This window comes from Phyllobacterium sp. MT110, assembly GCF_058792715.1.
This window is the reverse complement of sequence record NZ_JBXAFE010000001.1, coordinates 2,001,361-2,021,726: the sequence shown is the minus strand read 5'-3', so window position 1 is coordinate 2,021,726 and position 20,366 is coordinate 2,001,361. Positions and strand designations below refer to the sequence as shown.

The window sequence follows — 20,366 nt, the reverse complement described above, 5'->3', positions numbered from 1 at the left end:
CCGGCGGCGGGCACGCCGAACTGCCGCCGGCGTGACAATTTTTCAACAACCGGGTGCTGCGGCCGATCAGACGATCAACGGGTCGCGGCCCATGTTCAGATGCAGCTCGTGGCCGTCATAGGCATGGGCTTCGGCCACCGCTTCGTCGAGTTCGACGCCAAGGCCCGGCGCCGTCGGCGGGATGACATAGCCGTTTTCCCATTGAAGCGGCGTCTTGAGCAGCTTGGCATGGAACCCGCCAAAGGCCTGGATGCATTCGAGAATGAGGAAATTCGGGCTGCAGGTGGAAAGCTGGATATTGGCCGCACCGACGATCGGTCCGCAATAGAGATGCGGGGCGATCTGCGCATGAAACGTTTCAGCCATGCCGGCGATCTTCTTGGCTTCCAGAATGCCGCCGACACGTCCCAGATCCATCTGCAGGATATTGGCAGCACGGTTCACCAGCACCCGCTGAAACTCATATTTCGTGGTGAGGCGTTCGCCCGTCGCCACGGGGATCGTGGTGTGCTGCTGCACATAGGCCATATTCTCCGGCATATCTGGCGGGACCGGCTCTTCGAACCACAAGGGATCGTAGGGCTCGAGCCGTCTGGCCAGCCGCACGGCGCTGGTCGGTGTCATCTGGCCATGGGTGCCGAACAGGATATCCGCCTTGGAGCCGACAGCCTCACGCACCAGACGCACAAATTTTTCGCCGAGATCGAGTTCTTCGAGCGAGAGCTGGCGCGGGTCGAAGGAGGTGTAGGGCGCGACCGGATCGAATTTCACGGCGGTGTAGCCCTGCGCCACATATTCCGCGGCGCGCTCCGCCGAGGCTTCGGCATTCCAGTAGATCGCCGAGGTCTCGCCCAGTTCGGGTTTGGGATAGAGATAGGTGTAGCTGCGCAGCCGCTCGTGCACCCGCCCGCCCAGCAATTCATAGACGGGCTTGTCGGCTTCCTTGCCGATGATATCCCAGCAGGCCATTTCCAGCGCCGATACGGCGCCCATGATGGTCACGTCAGGACGCTGGGTGAAGCCGCCGGAATAGGCGCGGCGGAAAAACCGCTCGATGTGGTGCGGGTCCTGGCCGATCAGCCAGCGCTCGGCGACGTCCTCGATCACCTTGCGCATGACCTGCGGGCTGACCGTCGAATTGTAGGCCTCGCCATAGCCGACGACACCGGAATCGGTGGTGAGCTTGACGAAGATGAACCACGTGCCTCCAAACGATGGCGGCGGGTTGCCGACGACGAAGGTTTTTACATCGGTGATTTTCATGGCCTGCTCCGGTGGTTCACTGTCCGCCCGACCCTAAGGGAGAGGGCGCGCATGTCAAAAACCGTGCAACGACCCCGCATGTCGGCTTTCTGACAGTTCTTGCACAGAAGGTCTTTCCATTGCCTCTATTGCACTGCATCATAAGCCCATATGCACATGCCTATGGAGACCGGACGTGAGTGAAGAAACCAAGCCGATCGGCGAACTGACCCTGCGCACGCTTGCCATGCCTGCGGATGCCAATGCCGCCGGCGATATTTTTGGCGGCTGGGTCATGGCACAGATGGACTTGTCCTGCGGTATCCGCGCGGCGGAACGCGCGCGCGGCCGTGTGGTGACGGCGGCGGTGAAGGAAATGGCCTTCGCCAAGCCGGTCAAGATCGGCGATACGCTGTGCGTCTACACGCATATCGAACATGTCGGGCGCACCTCCATCACGCTGAAGGTGGAAGCATGGGCGCAACGCTACCTCTCCGACCTGATGGAGCGGGTCACCCATGCGGATTTCGTCATGGTGGCGCTTGATACATCGGGCAAGCCGACGCCGGTGCCGCCGGAAACCAAGGCCTGAGGTCAGACCCTAGCCTCCGATCATATACTTGTCCCAGAAACCGGCCTGCGGTTCGATCTGCTCGACAATGTCGATCCACAGGCCCGACGGATCGTGAAAACCGAAACGGCGCTGGCCGAAAGGCTCGTCGGTCAGCGGATATTCCACCTGCAATCCGCTCGCGGTGACCTTTTCGAAAGCCGCCGCGGCGTCATCCACCTGCAGCTCGAAACACATGCCCTTGCCGCCAAAGCTTTCCGGGCCGGGCGGCGCCGACGGATGGTCCGGCGTCATGAAGGCGATGGAGGCCGTATGGTCTTCTCCCGCGAGCCAGCAGAACCATGTGCTGTCAAAACCGCTGGTGAAGCCGAGATGCCGTATCCAGAAATCGCGGCAAGCCTCTTTTTTCTCGGTGACGATGATCGGATAGCGGTCCGTGAAGCGCATGGTAAGCCTTTCCCAATGGTGGTGATTTGCAGCATTAGATGCAGTCGGCGTAGCGATGACAAGGGCGTTTTGTCAGTAGTCTTCACGCGCCCGCTTGCGGGATACGTGCACCATCCTGTGGTTAAGATCGTAAAAGGCTTGGATTGGCGGCATTAATCAGGCAGCGTTTTTTCAGGGTCTGATATTGGAGGGCGATGCATGGCACTGTCTGGGGCAATCCGGAATTACGCGCGTATACGGGGCGGGAGCGACAGCGCGAAAGTCGATTTCGTCGAATTGTTCTTCGATCTCGTCTTCGTCTTTGCCGTCACCCAGATTTCGCACTTCCTGCTGCATGATCTCAGCCTCAAGGGGCTTGGCGAAAGCGCGCTGCTGCTCGCGGCGGTCTGGTGGGTGTGGGTCTACACGGCGTGGGTGACCAACTGGCTCGATCCGACGACGCCGCCGGTCCGGGTGATGCTGTTCGTGCTGATGCTGGCGGGGCTGGTGCTGTCAACGTCCATACCCACGGCCTTCGCCGGCCGCGGGCTGGTTTTTGCCCTGGCTTTCGTCACCATGCAGCTGGGCCGCTCGCTCTTCGTCATGTGGGCGATGCGCCACCACAACCGCTCCAACTATCTCAACTTCGTGCGCATCTCGATCTGGCTTGGCGTCTCCGCCGTGTTCTGGATCAGCGGTGGGCTGGCCGATCCGGAAAACCGGGTGTTTTTCTGGCTGGTTGCGCTGCTGATCGAGCTGGCGGGTCCGGCGCTGGGCTTCCGCACCCCCGGCCTTGGCGCCTCGACGACGGCGGACTGGGACGTGGACGGCGACCATATGGCCGAGCGCGCCGCATTGTTCATCATCATTGCGCTCGGCGAATCCATCCTTGTATCCGGCGCGACATTCGCCGAGCAGGAATGGACCTTCATTTCATTCTCGGCCTTCCTGACCACCTTCGTCGCTTCGGTGGCCATGTGGCTGATCTATTTCAATGTCGGGCAGCTGCGCGCGCACCACAAGATCGCCTCGACTGATGATCCCGGCCGCATCGCCCGCGTCGCCTATACCTATATCCATGTGCTGCTGGTGGCGGGCATCATCGTGGTGGCTGTTTCCGATGAACTGGTGCTGGCGCATCCGCTCGGCCATTCAGCGCCCTCGGTTCTCTGGACATCCATCGGCGGAACGGCGCTCTATCTCATCGGCAACCTGCTGTTCAAGGGCTATGTGGAGGGCAGGCCACCGCTGTCGCATATGGCGGGACTGGTCCTGTGCGCCGTTCTGGCCTTTGCGGGCGGCGCACTCTCGCCGCTCGTGCTCGGTGCTGCAACCAGCCTGATCCTGATCATGGTGACGATCTGGGAATATGTCGGCCGGATCAGGGAACCCGGCCACCATTAGGACGCGCTAGCGGCAGGCGCGATGGCCGTTGCGCCGCTGCATCAGATCGAAGTGGAAATGGTCGCGGTGGAAAATATCGTAGCCGGGGCCGAGCACCGTGGTGAAGTAGTCGCAGGCATCGGAGCGGACATTGTTGAGCAGGCCGCGCTGCCGGAAGGCGAAGAACCCCGGCTTCTGCACCTTGATGTCGGTGCCGTTGTTCAGGGTGATCTTGGCGATGTCCAGCGCATTGCCCTTGGAATGTTCGGACATGTTGGCGCCCGGCCGGTTGCTCATGGTGCGGCAGGAATAGCTCGAGGCCTGATGAATGGTGTTGACGCCGGAGAGATAGCGCAGCCGCGTCGACGGCTGCAGGTCGCCCTTGACCCAGCGGGCAAAGGCCAGGGTCATCTGGCAGTTCAGCGTCGCACTGGGTTTCAGCCGGATCTGGCCGCTGGCGAAGCCGCTGACTGTCAGCGGGTTGTCGATACGGCACACGCCGCCATCATTGATCGGCGCGTGCTCCTGAAAGACGACGCCAAGCTGCTTGAGCTGGGTCCGGCAGGCGATCTCACCGGCGGGTATGGCGTAGCGGCTTTCGCTGCGCGCCATGGGATCGCGCAGACCGCCGCCGGCATAGCCGTAATTCTGTTCGCGGCTGGTCAGCGCGTGGTTTTCTTCCGTCATCACGGGCTCTGCCGCCGCCAGGTTCTGTTCCTGCGCCACCGGCTGGTCGGCTTCATTGTTGGCAATGCGGTTTTCTTCACCAGCCAGGGAATTGTCAGCCATTGAATTGTCGGGGGCAGCGGTGTCGGGTGTCATGTCCGCGGCGGGCGCCACCGCTATATAGTCGTCGGACTCCGCAGGGCTCGCGCCATGGCCGACATTGGCCTGCGGGCGGCGCACATCGCCCATGCCGCAGGCGCTGAGCGCGGTTGCCGTGCACAGGACAAAGACGGTCGCAAGGCGCCGCAAGGGCACGGCGGACGACAACGCAAAACTCATGTCACCACATCCTTTTCGCCTGAAACCAAGCGCAGACATGGATAAAATAAGACCAAAGTGTAAAGGAAAGGTCAGCGGCGGCGGTAATGCCTGTGTCGGCAACAAGGCAGGAATTGCACCCTAGGCGGCATCCGTCCGGTTGCGCAGGGCCGGGACGATTTCAACCGTGATCATGGCGATGAAGATCAGCGCACAGCCGATCATGCCGTGGACCGTCATGCGCTCGCCGAGGAGGATGGCGCCGAAGAGTGCCGCGAACAGGGCTTCGGAGGAAAGCATGATGGCCGCCTGCGGCGCGCTGGTATAGCGCTGGCCGACCGCCTGCAGGGTGAAGGCAATGCCGCAGGAGAACACGCCGCCGAAGAGGATCGCCGGCCAGGACAGCATGACCGATGGCCAGTTGAACGGTTCCATGAACGCGGCGAGGGTAAAGCCGAACACGGCGCAGGTCAGGAACTGCACGAAGGAAAGCATGAACGGCCGGCCGTTTTCATGCGCGAGACGGTTGATGAAGATGATCTGCAGCGCCCAGAAGACGGCGCACAGGATGGTCAGCCAGTCGCCGGTCGTCAGGTTGTTGAGCTGCCCGCCCGACAGGAGATAGATGCCGCCCAGCGCCGTCAGCGCACAGGGCCAGACGATCGGGCTCGGCCAGCTCCAGAACAGCATGACGCCGAGGATCGGCACCATCACCACATAGAGGCCGGTGAGAAAGCCGGAATTGGTGACCGTTGTCGTGGCAAGACCCATCTGCTGCAGAACCGAGCCGATGGACAGGAACAGGCCGATGAAGATGAAGCTGCCGTAATCCCGGCGGGTGAGGCGGTGTTTCGCCAGCCGTGCTTCGCGCCATGCCAGCGGCGCAACGGTCAGGCTTGCCAGGGCAAAGCGCAGTCCGATGAACAGAAAGGCGCCGACATTGCCGACGGCACTCGCCTGCGCGACAAAACCGAGGCCCCAGATGGCGCCTGCGACAAGCAGCAACAGATTGGCACGGCCTTGCGTCATGATGAATCCACAGAATATCCGCGGTCATCCCTTGCCCGCAACCTGCTCTATCGATTGCCGTGATGGACTGCAAGAGCCCCGAAGGGAGCATTGCTCCCCGGCGGCACAGGGAAAACCGGCCGATCCGCGACATTTTCTACTTTCTTCGTGAAATCGCCGGAAAGAGTGCTATATTAAACGACGAATGACTGAACGGTTCCGAAGTCTTGAGCTTCGGTGACCGTTTTCTTTTTGTGTCGCGCGGCCCTGGCGGGGCGCATTTGACACTTGACTGCGAAAGGAGAGGGCATGGAAAAGGTCCCGATGACTCAAGGCGGATTTGACAAGCTCAAGGAAGAATTGCGCTGGCGTCAGCAGGAAGAGCGGCCCCGCATCATCCTGGCAATTTCGGAAGCGCGCGCCCATGGCGACCTCTCGGAAAATGCCGAGTATCATGCCGCCAAGGAAGCCCAGAGCCACAATGAAGGCCGCGTCAGCGAGCTCGAAGGCTATATCGGGCATGCCGAAATCATCGATATCTCGAAATTGTCCGGCGACAAGATCAAGTTTGGCGCCACCGTCCAGCTGATCGACGAAGATACGGAAGACAAGAAGATCTACCAGATCGTCGGCGATCAGGAAGCTGATCCGAAGGCCGGCCGCATTTCCATTTCCTCACCCATCGCCCGTGCCCTGATCGGCAAGAGCGAAGGCGACACGATCGAGGTCAATGCACCGGGCGGCGCCCGTTCGTATGAAATCGTCGGGTTCAAGTTCGCCTGATATCGTGCCGGAACGGGTAAGCAACGTCGAGGTGATCGCTCCGAATTTCAAGCGCAAGCTTTCCGGGGTCACCTCGACTATCGTGCAGCTCATTCCGCTGCAGCGGGCCAACGGCCTCAAAATCGTGGCCATGGGACCGGGTCTTCCCGACACAATGCCGAAAATCGGGTGGCGTTCGCTGCCCGGTTTCTGGTTCAGGCCAAAGACCAGACCCTTCCGAATCTGGCATGCCCGCCGCAACAACGAGATGCTTGCGGGCATTCTGATGCGCCATGTCCTGCGCATGAAGCTGTCGCTGCTCTTTACCTCGGCAGCGCAGCGCGACCACAAGCCCTTCACCAAATGGCTGATCCGGCGGATGAATGCCGTGATTGCCACCAGCGCGAAATCCGGCAGCTATCTGCAGGTGCCGCACACCGTGATCATGCACGGGGTGGATACGGACACGTTCCATCCGCCGGCAACGCCCGAGGATGCCTTTGCCGCCTCCGGCCTGCCGGGCACATATCTTGTCGGCTGTTCCGGGCGTATCCGCCATTCGAAGGGCACGGATCTTTTCGTCGATGCCATGATCAATCTCCTGCCGCGCTATCCCGAATGGACGGCCGTCATGACGGGCCGGACAACCGCCGAGCACAAGGGGTTCGAGCAGGCGCTGCGCGAGAAGATTGCCGGGGCGGGATTGCAGGATCGCCTGCTCTTTCTGGGCGAAGTGCCTGACGTGAAACTCTGGTACCGCCGCATGACCCTTTATGTCGCGCCGTCGCGCAATGAAGGTTTCGGCCTGACGCCGCTGGAAGCCATGGCCTCGCAAACCGCCGTTGTGACCAGCGATGCCGGTGCCTATGCGGAGATGGTGGAGCGCGCCACGGGCACCGTTGTTCCGGCGGGTGACCGGCCGGCACTGGAAGAGGCCATCGAACGCTATCTCGCCGATCCGGCAAAATGCGAGGAAGCCGGAAAGGCCGGACTCGAACATGTGCGGGAAAATTTCCCGCTGCAGAACGAAGCGGAGAAAATCCTCACCGTCTACGAGCGCCTGTTCGCGGGCAGCATCCGGGCCGGATCATGAAGGTTGCCGCGTTCATCATTCACCTCAAGCGTGCTGAAAAACGCGGCGCGCATGTCAGGGCATTGATGCAGCGGCTGCCGGTTGCAGCGGAGATTATCGACGCCGTCGACGCGCAGCAGCTCAGTGAGGGTGAAATCACGGCGGTCTACAGCCGGACATCCCGGCATTTCCCGCCTTATCCCTTCCATCTGCGCACCACCGAGATCGCCTGCTTTCTCTCGCATCGCAAGGCGTGGCAGGCGATTGTCGATGGCAATCTCGATGCGGGCCTGGTCATCGAGGACGATGTCGATATCGATCCGGGCTTTGCCGATCAGCTGAAACTGGCGATGGAGACGGTGCGGCCCGGTGACTACATCCGTTTTCCGCGCTGGACGCGGGGCGAAAAGGGCGGCGATATTGCCCGCCAGGGTGGTAACGCCGTCATGCAGCCCGCATTGCCCGGCCTCGGCATGCAGATGCAGCTGATCGGCCGCGATGCCGCGATTGCGCTGCTGGCAGCGACGAAGCGGTTCGACCGGCCGGTGGACACCACGCTGCAGATGCGCTGGCTGCACCCGGTGCGCATGCTGTCCGCCCGGCCCATCACCATTCGCGAGATCGATTTCAATCTCGGCGGCACGGTCGTCCAGGGCAAAAAGACTCTTTCGGACAAGCTGAAGCGCGAAGTGCTCCGACCGTATTACCGTGTCTTGCTGTTCTTCTATTCGAAAATTCGCGGTTAGAGCACCATCAGCGGTTCGTTCTTGACCGCGCGGATGGTCAGCGACGTGCGGACGGAATCGACATTCGGCGTCGATGTCAGGTCTTCGATGACGAAATTCTGGAAAATGCTGATGTCGCTCGCCACGCAATGCAGGAGGAAGTCGGATTCGCCCGACACCATCCATGCCCGGCGCACGATGGTCCAGCTGTTGGTCTTTTCGGCAAAGCTCTTCAGGTCGGCGTCCGATTGCCGGTGCAGCCTGATCATGCAGAAGGCGACGATATCCTGGCCGAGGATCGAACCGTTCAGGATGGCCCTGTAGCCCTGGATGATGCCGCCTTCCTCGAGCTTGCGCACCCGGCGCAGGCAGGGCGGTGCCGATATGCCGACACGTTCGGCAAGCTCCACATTGGTGATGCGGCCATTGTCCTGAAGCTGTTTCAGGATTTTCCAGTCGATCTCGTCCAAGTCCGCCTTCAAAGGCATGGTCTGATTATATCCCTGTCAAAAAGGCGCTTACAGCGAGCACCATAGGCGATTCCTGCCGCTGTGTAATGCATTCGCATCCGGTTACAAACAGGTTCATAGCAGGAAAGCCTCTACCGGCTCCAGAAGCTGCGTGTAAACAGAATGACGACCGTGATGATTTCGAGCCGGCCCGCCAGCATGAGATAGCTCAGGAGCAGAAGCGAGGGGTCGCTGAGTGTCGAAAAGTTGCCGACCGGCCCGATCGTATCGCCGAAACCCGGCCCGACATTGGAAAGCGCCGTCAGTGCCCCGGTGATCGACGTGCCGAGATCGTTGCCGAGGATCGTCAGCGCCGTGGCTCCAACGATCAGGGATGACATGTAGAGGAAGATGAAAAGCAGTGCAGATTGCGCCACCTGCGGGCTGATTTCCGCGCGGCCATAGCGCATTTTGATGACGGCATTCGGCATGATCAGCCGTGTCAGGCTGGCGGATGCCAGCTGCCAGAGGATGATCAGGCGATTGAGCTTGATGCCGCCGGAGGTCGACCCGGCACAGCCGCCGATGAACGTCACGATGAAGAAAATGCCGAGGGCTTCCGGGCCCCAGCGCGTATAATCTTCGGTTGCAAAACCTGTGGTTGAGATAATCGAGACGAGATTGAACGCGGCGGCAATCAGGGCATCGCCAAACCCGATGCCGGTTTCCAGCGTAAGCCCCACCACCAGAAAAAAGCTGAGGCCGATAATGATGATGAAGAACAGGGTCACCTGCGGGTCGGCGAGCGAGGTCAGGCGCTGCGGCATGACGGCCTTGATGTAGAGCACGAAGGGCAGGGCGCCGAGCACCATGAAGATGGTGGCGATGACGAGAATGGCCCGGTTGTGGGCATAGAAGCCCAGGGATGAATCATGGGTGGAAAAGCCGGCGGTGGCGACGGTCGTCATGCCGTGATTGACCGCATCGAACATGCCCATGCCGGCGGCGAAGTAAGACAGGGTGCACAGCACCGTCAGGCTGACATAGGCGATGATGATGCCGGTGGCGATCTGGTGGATGCGCGGCAGGATTTTCTCCGACTTGTCGGAGGATTCCATGTGCAGGAGCTGGATGCCGCCCACGCGCAGCGACGGCAGCAGCAACAGGCCGAGGCCGACGAAACCGAAACCGCCGAACCAGCACAGGAGCGAGCGCCAGAGCAGGATGCCGCGCGGCATGGCATCGAGCCCTGTCAGCACGGTGGCGCCCGTCGAGGTGATGCCGGACATGGATTCGAACAGCGCCTTGGCGAAACTGATCGGCAGCGTCGAGAAATAGAGGGGCAGGGACCCGAGCAGCGCCGCCGTGAGCCAGACGGAAACGATCAGGAGAAAGCCGAGGCGCGGGGTAAACCGGATATCGGGATTGTGGGTGGCGAGGGCGACAAGCCCGCAGAGTACACCGGTGAAAATCGCCGATTCCACGAAGGTGATCCAGTCCCGGTTGCCGATATGCAGATCAACAGCGGCGGGAATCAGCATGGCTGCCGCCATGACCAGACCAAATCGCGCGCAAATATTGATGATGGTGCGAAAAATGAGCGGACCTCAGAACGGGAAGAGAGACATGGGAATGTTTCATAACCGGTTCCGTCAGGCGCCACAATGCGCGCCAAACGGCAAAACACCGCGTACAAGCTGTGGCTAACCGGCCTATATCACGCGCAGACCTTGCAACGGAGGGGGCTGACCCACTACCTTATGGCATTGGAAATGATCATAAGTCTGCTCCCAACCCGTTCTGGCTGAACATCTGTTTATAGGTCTTGATATGTCACAGCGCCACGTGCCCGTCCTCATTATCGGTTCCGGTCCTGCCGGCTATACCGCAGCCATCTATGCGGCCCGCGCCAACCTGAAACCTGTGATCGTTGCCGGTCTGCAGCAGGGCGGCCAGCTGATGATCACCACGGATGTCGAGAACTATCCGGGCTATGCCGATCCGGTGCAGGGGCCATGGATGATGGACCAGATGCGCATTCAGGCCGAACATGTCGGCGCCGAGATCATTCACGATATCATCACGGAAGTGGACATTTCCGTCCGGCCGTTCCGCCTTGTCGGTGATGGCGGCACGCAGTACACCTGCGATGCGCTGATCATCGCGACGGGTGCGCAGGCGAAATGGCTTGGAATCCCGACCGAACAGGCCTTCATGGGCTTCGGCGTTTCCGCCTGTGCCACATGCGACGGTTTCTTCTACCGCAACAAGGATGTCGTCGTTGTCGGCGGCGGCAATACGGCCGTCGAGGAAGCGCTCTATCTTGCCAATCTGGCAAAGTCCGTCACGGTCGTGCATCGCCGCGATCATTTCCGTGCGGAAAAAATTCTGCAGGATCGCCTGTTTGCCCGCGAAAATGTCAAAGTCGTCTGGGACAACGTCATCGACGAAATCACGGGTACGGAGGCAAAGCCGCCTATGGCAGCATCGGTTTCCGGCGTGCGCCTGAAGAATGTCAAGACAGGCGAGACGACGGACCTTGCAACGCATGGTGTTTTTGTCGCCATCGGCCATGCACCGGCAGTTGAACTGTTCAAGGGGAAACTCAAGCATAAGCCGAATGGCTATCTGTGGACCGCTGCGGATTCGACGGCGACCGATGTTCCCGGTGTTTTCGCCGCCGGCGATGTCACCGACGATATCTATCGTCAGGCCGTGACTGCGGCCGGAATGGGCTGCATGGCGGCCCTTGAGGCCGAACGCTGGCTGGCGGCACAGGAACCGGTGCGCCAGGCTGCCGAATAAGGGCGTTTGAGATAAGGCCGGTTGCGATATGCGGAACCGGAATGGGGGAGAGACTGCGCCATGTCGCTTGACTGGGACAAATTGCGAATATTCCATGCTGCGGCGGAGGCTGGGTCATTCACCCATGCCGCCGAGACGCTGCATCTGTCGCAATCGGCCATCTCCCGCCAGGTGAGCGCATTGGAGCAGGATGTCGGCGTTCCCCTGTTTCACCGGCACGCGCGCGGCCTTATCCTGACCGAGCAGGGCGAGGTGCTGTACCGCACGGCGCATGAAGTGCTGATGAAGCTGGAAAACGTCCGCTCGCGCCTCACCGAAAGCAAGGACCGCCCGTCGGGCAAGCTGCGCGTCACCACCACCGTTGGTCTCGGTTCCGGCTGGTTGATCGAGCGCGTGCAGGAATTCATCGAACTCTATCCGGAAGTGCAGTTGCAGCTGCTGCTCGACAACGAGGAGCTGGATCTGACGATGCGCCACGCGGATTGTGCCATCCGCCTGCGCCAGCCGCAGCAGCCTGACCTGATCCAGCGGCGATTGTTCACAGTGCATATGCACGTCTACGCCTCGCCGGGCTACATCGCCAAATACGGCAAGATCGAAAACATCGATGAGATCGATTCCCATCGCATCGTCAGCTTCGGTGAGCCGGCCCCGTCGTACCTGACCAACCTCAACTGGCTGGAGGGGATAGGCCGGTCGGACGGCAATCTGCGCCCCGCCGTTCTGCAGATCAACAATCTCCTGTCGATCAAGCGCGCCATCCAGAAGGGTGTCGGCCTCGGCGTGCTCCCCGATTACATGGTCGAGAAGGATTCGACCCTCGTGCGCCTGCTGCCGGAGATGGAGCTGCCGTCCTTCGATACGTTCTTCTGTTATCCCGAGGGAATCAAGAACGCGGCGAAATTGCACGTGTTTCGAGATTTCCTTTTCTCGAAGGCGCGCACCTGGTCCTATTGATCGGCTGTTTTTGCATTTTTGCGAAAAAATTTTCTTTCGCAAGCGGGCCGGTTCGGAGCATGATCTTGCCGGATTGCACCGCAAACACGCGCTCTCATTTCAAAAATGCCGATAAATTGTCGGTATGCATTTAGTGCATGGGTGCATTGCACAATTGGGGGATTGCAAGAAGCGGTTAAAGGGCCCATATCCACATCACTAGCCGATGCGTCTCCTCCTCCCATTGCGCATCCGCTAGTGTTCCCCTCTGGAGGTTTTGCCAGAAATGGCATCCTTCAAAACTTAAGGCCGGGCAATTGTCCGGCCTCTTTTCTTTTCTGGGGTATGTTTCCAAAAAATCAGCGATAGAGCGTTTCGTTTTCGAGCCCCGTGTAGAGGGACGCGACCTGATCGCCATAACCATTGAACAACAGCGTCGGCACGGTTTCACCCGTGTGCAGCACGCGCTCCTGCGCCTGGCTCCAGCGCGGGTGTGCCACCGCCGGATTGACGTTGGCCCAGAAACCGTACTCGTTCGATGCCAGCTCCTCCCAGAAACTTACCGGCCGCTTGTCGGTGAAGGTGATCCTGCGGATCGACTTGATCGACTTGAACCCGTATTTCCACGGCAGGGCGAGGCGGATCGGCGCGCCGAACTGGTTGAGCAGGGGCTTGCCATAGGCGCCCGTCACCAGGAAGGCGAGCTCATTGGCCGCTTCCGCCATGGTGACGCCCTCCACATAGGGCCAGCTATAGAGAAAGCCGTTCTGGCCGCTGGCCATGGACGGATCGTTGAACGTCTCGAAGCGGATGTATGTGGCCGAGGCGAGCGGTTTCGCCAGCTCAACCAGTTTGGCCAGCGAAAAGCCGGTCCATGGAATGGTCATCGACCATGCCTCAACACAGCGATGGCGATAGAGGCGCTCTTCCAGCGGGATTTTTGCTTCAAGATCGGCAAATTCGATGGTGAAAGGTTTGTCCACCATGCCGTCGATGTCGATCGCCCAGGGATTGGTGATGAGGCTCTGCGCTTCCGCATAAATCCCCTTGTCCGATCCGAATTCGTAGAAATTGTTGTATGTCGCGTTGATCTCTTCCGGTGTCAGGCTGCGGTCGAGCGTATAGGCGTCATTGCGCCTGGCCGGATAGAACGCCGGATTGCCGGCGGGTTTATGCTCTGCCGCGGCGCGCGCTGCCTTTGGCAGTGCCGTGAGCGCAGCGGTTGCCAGCGCACCAAGGCCCCAGGCCTGCAGGATCGACCGCCGGTTGAGGAATGCCGCCTCGGGGGTTGCCAGGGCTTCGGCTATCGCCCAGGCGGGCTTGCGGTGAATGGCGGCCATAACTGTTCTTTCATCTCTGCGGCGTTGCGGTGGAAATATGCCATTTCCGTGCAAGAACGATCAACACAAAGCCGTGAAGCCTTTGCCGCAAAGAAAAAGGGGCCGATGGGCCCCTTTTTGTCTTCAATCCGGTTGTGCGATCAGCGCAGGCTGGCGCAGAAGCGCTGGATGCGCTTGCCGGCTTCCTCGAGCTTGGCATCCGACGTCGCATAGGAAATGCGCAGGTTCGGTCCAAGACCGAAGGCCGAGCCATGCACGGCGGCAACGGCTTCGCTCGACAGCAATTCGCTGACGAAATCCTCGTCGGTTTCGATCACCTTGCCCGACGGCGCCGTCTTGCCGATGGCGGCTGCGCAGGACGGGTAGACGTAGAAGGCGCCTTCCGGCTTGGGGCACTGCAGCAGCGGCGCCTGGTTCAGCATGGAAACGATGAGATCGCGGCGGCCTTCGAACGCCTTCTTGAACACCGGCAGGTGTTCCTGCGTGCCGTCCAGTGCCTCGACGGCAGCCCATTGCGAAATGGCGCTGGTGCCGGATGTCTGCTGGCCCTGCACCATGTCCATGGCGTTGATCAGCGCCTGCGGTCCGGCGGCGTAGCCGATGCGCCAGCCGGTCATGGCATAGGCTTTCGACACGCCGTTCATGGTCAGCGTGCGGTCGTAGAGGCTTGGCTCGACCTGTGCCGGGGTGACGAACTTGAAGTCGCCATAGGTCAGGTGTTCGTACATGTCGTCGGTGAGAACCCAGACATGCGGATGACGCACGAGAACGTCGGTGATCTTCTTCAGCTCATCCCAGCTGTAGGCGGCGCCCGAAGGATTGGACGGCGAATTGAGAATGACCCACTTGGTCTTCGGCGTGATGGCGCGTTCCAGATCTTCCGGCTGCAGCTTGAATTCATGCTGCTGCGTGGCCGAGACGATGACCGGCGTGCCGCCGCACAGCGCCACTATTTCCGGGTAGCTCACCCAGTATGGCGCAACGCAGATGACTTCGTCGCCGGGATTGAGCGTGGCGAGCAGCGCGTTGTAGATGACGTGCTTGCCGCCGGTGGAGACGATGGTCTGGCTCGGCTTGTATTCGAGTTCATTTTCGCGCTTGAACTTGCGGGTGATCGCCTCGCGCAGCGGCACGATGCCGGAAACCGGGGTATATTTGGTCTCGCCGCGGCGGATGGCGGCAATGGCGGCTTCCTTGATATTGTCGGGCGTATCAAAATCCGGTTCGCCAACGGAGAGCGAGATCACATCCCGGCCCTCGGCTTTCAGATCGCGTGCTTTCTGGGTGATCGCAATCGTTGCGGAAACCTTCACGCGGGAAAGGGCGTCGGCGAGGAATGCCATGGTATCGTTCTCCTGAAGCGGGTGTTTGACAAGGGGTAGCCGGTGTGCGGGTCTGCTATGTCGCAACAGGCACGGAATCGCAAGCAAAAGCGTGCGCAAAAGGCTTCACATCGCGCTGTTTCTATGCAGGGTGTGACATGAAACATTCAAAGCATCACTGCCGTTCATGCGATGTTTCACGCAAACCGATGAGACCGGACACCAGCGGCGATATTCGCCCGCCACAGGAGACCAGCCATGCCGATACTTTACTCGCAGCTCAGCTCCGGAAATTGCTACAAGCCGCGCCTGCTGATGGCGAAGCTCGGCCTGCCGTTCGAGCATGTGGCCATTTCATCGACGGACGGGTCGACGCGAAAACCGGAATTCACCGCCAAGAACCCCAATGGCAAGGTGCCGCTGCTGGAGCTTGACGATGGCCGGTTTCTGGCGGAGTCCAATGCAATCCTGCTCTATCTGGCCGAGGGAACCCGGTTCATCCCCGATGATTCCTATGCGCGCGGCCTGATGTATCAATGGCTGTTCTTCGAACAATATACGCACGAGCCCAATATCGCGGTGCGCCGCGCCCTGCTTGTCTATCCCGAACGGGCGAAGGATGCGACGCCGGAACGGCTGGCGGCCACGCTGGAAGGCGGCAACAAGGCGCTGCTCGTCATGGAGCAGCAGCTGCAGAAGACGCCCTATTTCGCCGGTGACGCCATCAGCATCGCCGACATCGCGCTCTATGCCTATACCCACGAGGCCAATCAGGGCGGCTATGATCTCTCGGCCTATCCGTCCGTGGCGAAATGGCTGAGCCGGGTTGCCGGTGACGAGGGCCATGTGCCGATCACCTGGCTGCCGGAGGCGTCAGGCGGCTGACTTGATTTCGCCGCCTGTGCCGGTCATGCCGGGCAGGCGGGAGGCGAGGGCGTCGATGAGCACGCGCATGCGCGCCGGCATGAAGGGCGCCCGCGGCCAGACGGCATAGGTGTCGAAAACCAGCGGTTCGACGTCGGGCAGAACCCGGACAAGGCTGCCGCTGTGCACCCGTTCGCGGATGAGCCAGCAGGGCAGCCAGGCGAGCCCCATGCCCGCGACCGCCATATCGGCGGCAGTATCCAGATCATCGAGGATCAGCCGGGTGCGGGCCGGGGCCGCATAGGTACCGCCTTTGCCATCGGCGAAAAGCCAGGGCCGGGTGTTGCCGTCGCGGCCATAGACGATGGAGTCGTGCTCGGCGATATCCCCGATGGTGCGCGGGGTTCCGCGTGCGGCGAGATAGGACGGCGCTGCACAGATGGTCATGCGCTGGCGTGCGATGCGGCGGGCGGTGAGGACGGCGCTGTCGGGCAGGACTGCATTGCGAACGACGAGGTCATAGCCTTCCTCGATCAGGTCCACCGGCCGGTCGGTGAAAGACACATCGAAGCGCAACGCCGCGTATTGGCGGGAGAGGTCGGCGATGACGGGCGCCACGCAGTAACGGCCGAATATCACAGGAACGCTGATGCGCAGGCGGCCAGCCGGTTGTTCCCTGTCGGAGGCCAGGGCACCTTCCGCCATGTCGAGTTCGGCCAGGATGCGCACGCAATGCGCGTAGAAGGCGTTGCCGTCGCTCGTCAGCGTGAACGCCCGCGTGGTGCGATGGCAGAGACGCACGCCAAGCCGCTCCTCCAGCCGGGCGACCGCCTTGCCGACCGCCGAGCGCGACAGGTGCAGTTTTTGCGCGGCGGCGGAAAATCCGCCGGCATCCACCACCGTGACAAACTCCTGAATACCTGCAAGCCGGTCCATTCTTCGCTCCATTGTAGAATGGAACGATACAATAATGGGTGGAATGGGCGCAACTGCATCGTGTTGCGATCATATAAAACGCTGTTCTCACCCCGGCTGGCGGGGCATGCAAGGACAGAGATGATGACGAAGACGATGAAACGCTGGACGCTGAATGGGGCCGGACGCGACAATCTCAAACTGGTCGAGGCCGAGGTGCCAACGCCCGGGCCCGGTGAAATTCTGGTCAAGGCCGCGGCGGCTTCCCTCAATTACCGCGATAAGCTGCTGGTCGATCTCGGCTTTGGATTGCCGGCGCCCCATACGGAACCGCTCACGCCGCTGTCGGATCTGTCCGGCACCGTTGCGGCGGTCGGCGCCGGTGTGACGCGCTTTGCCGCGGGCGACCGCGTCATCTCGACCTTCCTGCCCGACTGGATCGATGGCAATGGTCCCGGCACGGCGCGCGATCCCAATGGCCGCACCCTTGGCGGGCCGATGCAGGGGGTTCTGGCCGAATATGTCGTGCTGCACGAGGACTGGGCGGTTCGGGCGCCTGACACGCTGACCGGTCTTCAGTCCAGCACGCTGCCCTGCGCCGGCCTCACCGCCTGGACCGCCCTGGTCGAACGCGGCAGGCTCAGGGCCGGGCAGACCGTGGTCGTCATCGGAACCGGCGGCGTGTCGATCTTCGGCATGCAGATTGCGCTGATGCATGGGGCGAATGTTATCGTTGTCTCCGGCGACGACAAGAAACTCGCCTGGGCCAGGGAACTCGGTGCCCATCATGGGATCAACCGCCAGAAGGAGGATTGGGTCGAAGCCGTCTACCGGCTGACCGGCGATCACGGCGCCGACCACATCCTTGAGACGATCGGTGGCGCCCATCTCGACAAGTCCCTGCGCGCGGCGGCGGTCGGCGGACGCATTTCGCTGATCGGGGTGATCGACGGCTTTGAGATATCCGGCGGCTTTGGCCCGTTTGCCCGCAAGCGCGTGGTCGTCGAGGGCATTCAGGTCGGGCACCGGCGGGCATTGGAGGATCTGGTTGCCGCGTTCGAACTGTCGGGTGCTACCCCCGTCATCGATGCCGTTTACACCATGGCGGATTTTACCGACGCGCTCGATCATCTGGACCGCGGACCGTTCGGCAAGGTGGTCGTCGAGATCGGCTGAGGACGCCGAGATTCACAATCGGCGGGCTCGATCCGAGCTTGCCGATTGTGTGCGGTGAATATCCTGAACGAACGGTTGCGGGGGCGCGGTTTCATTCTGCCAATGGCCGGGCCCCGTTCTTGACAGCGCCGCGGGTTGGGGTACCATCCTGTTTTATTGCATTTGAAATGAATTTTTATTGCCTCTCATTTTCAGCACGAAGGTTGATTGCCATGAAATTGTTCACGCCCGCAAAGTCTTCTTCACCCCAGCGATTTGTAGCCGAAGCCATTGATGACGTGCTTGAGCGTCGTCAGTTCCTCAAGACCCTATGTGCCTGTTGCGGATTGTTCGCGCTGGGCGTCTCACCACTTCACGCCGCATTGGGTATTGAGCCCGCCCCGGCTCGAAAGATTCATGGTGTTTTCGATACGCAGGCGCATGACATCGAAGAGCGGATGATTGCCTGGCGGCGCGATATCCATGAAAATCCGGAACTGGGGAACCAGGAGGTCCGCACCTCGGCGCTCGTGGCGCAGCATCTGAAGGCGCTTGGCTATGAGGTCCGGGAGAAGGTCGCCACCACCGGTATCGTTGCGGTTTTGAAAGGTGGGGCGGGGGCAGGTCCGGTCATTGCCCTGCGTGCCGATATGGACGCCCTGCCTGTCGAGGAAAAGACCGATGTGCCGTTTGCATCGAGGGTGCGGACAATGTGGGAGGGTGATGAGGTGTCAGTCATGCACGCATGCGGTCATGATTGCCACGTTGCCATTCTGATGGCCGCTGCTGAAATCCTCGCGCGAAACAGGGCCAATCTCAAGGGAACGGTAAAGCTCCTGTTCCAGCCTGCCGAAGAGAAACTACCCAGGGTCGAGATCGGCGGTGCTCGAAAGATGCTGGAAGAGGGCGCCTTCGCCGATCCGAAACCCGATGTTGTCTTTGGTCTGCATGTAACCAGCAATCTTGCTACCGGAACGATTGGCTATCGTCCCGGCCCCATCAGCGCGGGTTCCGATGGTTTCCGCCTGACGGTGAAAGGCAAGCAGACGCATGGCGCAACACCCTGGAATGGTGTCGATCCCATTGTCATCGCATCGGAAATCGTATCGTCCGCGCAGACGCTCGTCAGCCGGGAAACCGATATCGTGCGCGAGCCGGCGGTTCTCAGCGTCGGTGTGTTCAAAGGCGGGACACGCTACAATATCATTCCCGCCAAGGTGGAACTCGTGGGCACACTGCGCACGTCGACCGAAGAACAGCGCCAGCACCTGATGCAACGCTTCACCGAACTGGCTACCTTTACTGCCAAGGCAATGGGGGGAGACGTGGAGGTTATCTGGGAAGCGAACGGCTATCCGCCGGTTGTCAACAATGAAGAACTGACCACAAAGATGGCCCCGACGCTTGCCCGTGTCGCCGGAATGGAGAATACGAAACTGATCGAGCGCGGCATGGGCGGCGAGGACTTCTCGTATTTCGCTCAGGCGGTTCCAGGGCTTTTCTTCAGGGTAGGGATCACGGGCAACGGGCAGGACCCTCAAGAAGCGCCGGGCAACCACTCCGATTTTTTCCTGGTCGATGAAAGCGGTCTCATCGTCGGTTTGCGCGCCATGCTGCAACTGGTGGCTGATTACTCCGAAAGCGATATCGTCTGAGCCTGCCCGGAAAATGCAAAAAGGCGGGATCAAAATCCCGCCTTTCCAAATTTGTATATTCGAAAACCTGTCGATTTTCGCGTGCGGCGATTAGCCGGCAACGCTGAGGTTGTCAGCGGACGACTTGCCCGAACGACGATCCTGTACGATTTCGTAGTTGACCTTCTGGCCGTCATTGAGGCCGCGCAGTCCTGCGCGCTCAACAGCGGAGATGTGTACGAATACGTCTGCACCGCCGGTGTCAGGCTGGATGAAACCATAGCCCTTAGTGCTGTTGAACCATTTCACTGTTCCCGTAGCCATGGGAAATTCCTTTCAGAGATATAAGACAGGCAACATACAGCTATGCTGCCCAGGGAATCGAACCTATGCAATGGAGTTCATCAGGAAGCGCAACGGGTTACGCAGGTCGCAAAGTCACTCGACCGATAAATCGATGCGGGATACATAAGACAGAATCGGAGCCGAAACAAGCGGGATTCAAATCGGCCGCATGTGCCCGTCACGCGCGCGCCCTTGACCGGGCGGAATTCAGCCTTACTTCCCTTGGGTAAATCCGGCGCTTTATCCGGTGCAATCCAACCAACAATGATAAAGTGGAGAGGCCGAATCACGGTCGTCCACGGGGCTAGAGCCTTTCCTGCCTAAATAGAATCGTTCTGCCGGAGGGAATTTGGTTCAAGGGCGAGGGATTTGGCGAGGCCGATGTTTATCCATCGGGTGAAGACAAAGCCCGATGGCATTGGGCCAAA

20 protein-coding genes are annotated in these 20,366 nt (G+C 60.6%); 10 read left to right on the top strand and 10 right to left on the bottom strand.

Annotation, left to right across the window (positions count from 1 at the left end):
* Positions 1 to 66: 66 nt before the first annotated feature.
* A complete protein-coding gene (locus tag AC1Q5O_RS10225) occupies positions 67 to 1,263 on the bottom strand; it encodes a mandelate racemase/muconate lactonizing enzyme family protein (RefSeq protein WP_492562740.1) in 1,197 nt (398 codons plus the stop codon).
* A 226-nt stretch (positions 1,264 to 1,489) separates the two neighbouring features.
* On the opposite strand from AC1Q5O_RS10225, the gene AC1Q5O_RS10220 reads away from it, so the two are divergent.
* Positions 1,490 to 1,834, top strand: a complete 345-nt coding sequence (locus AC1Q5O_RS10220; protein ID WP_105733051.1) for an acyl-CoA thioesterase — start codon at positions 1,490 to 1,492, stop codon at positions 1,832 to 1,834.
* Between the two features lie 9 nt (positions 1,835 to 1,843).
* Here the strand turns inward: AC1Q5O_RS10220 and AC1Q5O_RS10215 are convergent, their stop codons facing one another.
* Complete coding sequence (locus tag AC1Q5O_RS10215; RefSeq protein WP_464661321.1) at positions 1,844 to 2,260, bottom strand: VOC family protein; 417 nt, start codon at positions 2,258 to 2,260, stop codon at positions 1,844 to 1,846.
* Between the two features lie 198 nt (positions 2,261 to 2,458).
* On the opposite strand from AC1Q5O_RS10215, the gene AC1Q5O_RS10210 reads away from it, so the two are divergent.
* On the top strand, positions 2,459 to 3,643 hold the full coding sequence (locus AC1Q5O_RS10210; protein WP_492562739.1) for a low temperature requirement protein A: 1,185 nt from the start codon (positions 2,459 to 2,461) through the stop codon (positions 3,641 to 3,643).
* 6 nt (positions 3,644 to 3,649) lie between these two features.
* On the opposite strand, the gene AC1Q5O_RS10205 is transcribed toward AC1Q5O_RS10210, so the two are convergent.
* Positions 3,650 to 4,627 (bottom strand): extensin-like domain-containing protein, encoded by a 978-nt coding sequence (locus tag AC1Q5O_RS10205; protein ID WP_492562737.1) that lies wholly within the window; start codon positions 4,625 to 4,627, stop codon positions 3,650 to 3,652.
* 120 nt (positions 4,628 to 4,747) lie between these two features.
* Positions 4,748 to 5,635: a DMT family transporter gene (locus AC1Q5O_RS10200; RefSeq protein ID WP_223612612.1), complete on the bottom strand. Its 888-nt coding sequence runs from the start codon at positions 5,633 to 5,635 to the stop codon at positions 4,748 to 4,750.
* A gap of 288 nt (positions 5,636 to 5,923) precedes the next feature.
* Here AC1Q5O_RS10200 and greA point away from each other — a divergent pair, with 288 nt between their 5' ends.
* Genes greA through AC1Q5O_RS10185 form a run of 3 tightly spaced genes read left to right on the top strand, consistent with a single transcriptional unit; the run spans position 5,924 to position 8,194 of the window.
* Positions 5,924 to 6,397 (top strand): transcription elongation factor GreA, encoded by a 474-nt coding sequence (greA, locus tag AC1Q5O_RS10195; RefSeq protein ID WP_112526015.1) that lies wholly within the window; start codon positions 5,924 to 5,926, stop codon positions 6,395 to 6,397.
* Positions 6,369 to 7,469, top strand: a complete 1,101-nt coding sequence (locus AC1Q5O_RS10190; RefSeq protein WP_492562733.1) for a glycosyltransferase family 4 protein — start codon at positions 6,369 to 6,371, stop codon at positions 7,467 to 7,469. The genes greA and AC1Q5O_RS10190 overlap by 29 nt, the downstream gene beginning before the upstream one ends.
* Positions 7,466 to 8,194, top strand: coding sequence for a glycosyltransferase family 25 protein (locus AC1Q5O_RS10185; RefSeq protein ID WP_492562731.1), 729 nt, complete (start codon positions 7,466 to 7,468; stop codon positions 8,192 to 8,194). Before AC1Q5O_RS10190 ends, AC1Q5O_RS10185 begins: the two co-directional genes overlap by 4 nt.
* Here AC1Q5O_RS10185 and AC1Q5O_RS10180 read toward each other — a convergent pair.
* Positions 8,191 to 8,661: an Lrp/AsnC family transcriptional regulator gene (locus AC1Q5O_RS10180; RefSeq protein ID WP_223612615.1), complete on the bottom strand. Its 471-nt coding sequence runs from the start codon at positions 8,659 to 8,661 to the stop codon at positions 8,191 to 8,193. The genes AC1Q5O_RS10185 and AC1Q5O_RS10180 overlap by 4 nt on opposite strands.
* A gap of 113 nt (positions 8,662 to 8,774) precedes the next feature.
* Positions 8,775 to 10,175, bottom strand: a complete 1,401-nt coding sequence (locus AC1Q5O_RS10175; RefSeq protein WP_492562729.1) for a TrkH family potassium uptake protein — start codon at positions 10,173 to 10,175, stop codon at positions 8,775 to 8,777.
* A gap of 277 nt (positions 10,176 to 10,452) precedes the next feature.
* On the opposite strand from AC1Q5O_RS10175, the gene trxB reads away from it, so the two are divergent.
* The gene (trxB, locus tag AC1Q5O_RS10170; protein ID WP_464661314.1) at positions 10,453 to 11,427 is read left to right on the top strand and encodes a thioredoxin-disulfide reductase; all 975 of its coding nucleotides are present in this window, start codon (positions 10,453 to 10,455) and stop codon (positions 11,425 to 11,427) included.
* A 60-nt stretch (positions 11,428 to 11,487) separates the two neighbouring features.
* On the top strand, positions 11,488 to 12,384 hold the full coding sequence (locus AC1Q5O_RS10165) for a LysR family transcriptional regulator (RefSeq protein ID WP_105732078.1): 897 nt from the start codon (positions 11,488 to 11,490) through the stop codon (positions 12,382 to 12,384).
* A gap of 338 nt (positions 12,385 to 12,722) precedes the next feature.
* Here the strand turns inward: AC1Q5O_RS10165 and msrP are convergent, their stop codons facing one another.
* Together msrP and AC1Q5O_RS10155 are read right to left on the bottom strand one after the other, a co-directional pair.
* Positions 12,723 to 13,703 carry a protein-methionine-sulfoxide reductase catalytic subunit MsrP gene (gene msrP, locus AC1Q5O_RS10160; protein ID WP_492562727.1) on the bottom strand — a complete coding sequence of 327 codons (981 nt, stop codon included), beginning with the start codon at positions 13,701 to 13,703 and terminating at the stop codon, positions 12,723 to 12,725.
* Between the two features lie 140 nt (positions 13,704 to 13,843).
* A complete protein-coding gene (locus AC1Q5O_RS10155) occupies positions 13,844 to 15,046 on the bottom strand; it encodes a pyridoxal phosphate-dependent aminotransferase (protein WP_298702929.1) in 1,203 nt (400 codons plus the stop codon).
* 237 nt (positions 15,047 to 15,283) lie between these two features.
* Between AC1Q5O_RS10155 and AC1Q5O_RS10150 the strand changes: the two genes are divergently transcribed.
* Complete coding sequence (locus tag AC1Q5O_RS10150) at positions 15,284 to 15,910, top strand: glutathione S-transferase family protein (RefSeq protein WP_298702930.1); 627 nt, start codon at positions 15,284 to 15,286, stop codon at positions 15,908 to 15,910.
* On the opposite strand, the gene AC1Q5O_RS10145 is transcribed toward AC1Q5O_RS10150, so the two are convergent.
* A complete protein-coding gene (locus tag AC1Q5O_RS10145) occupies positions 15,899 to 16,825 on the bottom strand; it encodes a LysR family transcriptional regulator (RefSeq protein WP_492562725.1) in 927 nt (308 codons plus the stop codon). The genes AC1Q5O_RS10150 and AC1Q5O_RS10145 overlap by 12 nt on opposite strands.
* 123 nt (positions 16,826 to 16,948) lie before the next feature.
* Here AC1Q5O_RS10145 and AC1Q5O_RS10140 point away from each other — a divergent pair, with 123 nt between their 5' ends.
* Positions 16,949 to 17,980, top strand: coding sequence for a zinc-dependent alcohol dehydrogenase family protein (locus AC1Q5O_RS10140; protein ID WP_492562724.1), 1,032 nt, complete (start codon positions 16,949 to 16,951; stop codon positions 17,978 to 17,980).
* A gap of 212 nt (positions 17,981 to 18,192) precedes the next feature.
* Complete coding sequence (locus AC1Q5O_RS10135) at positions 18,193 to 19,614, top strand: amidohydrolase (protein WP_492562723.1); 1,422 nt, start codon at positions 18,193 to 18,195, stop codon at positions 19,612 to 19,614.
* Positions 19,615 to 19,704: 90 nt separating this feature from the next.
* Here AC1Q5O_RS10135 and AC1Q5O_RS10130 read toward each other — a convergent pair whose 3' ends face one another.
* Positions 19,705 to 19,917, bottom strand: a complete 213-nt coding sequence (locus AC1Q5O_RS10130; protein WP_027233379.1) for a cold-shock protein — start codon at positions 19,915 to 19,917, stop codon at positions 19,705 to 19,707.
* Positions 19,918 to 20,366 lie beyond the last annotated feature (449 nt).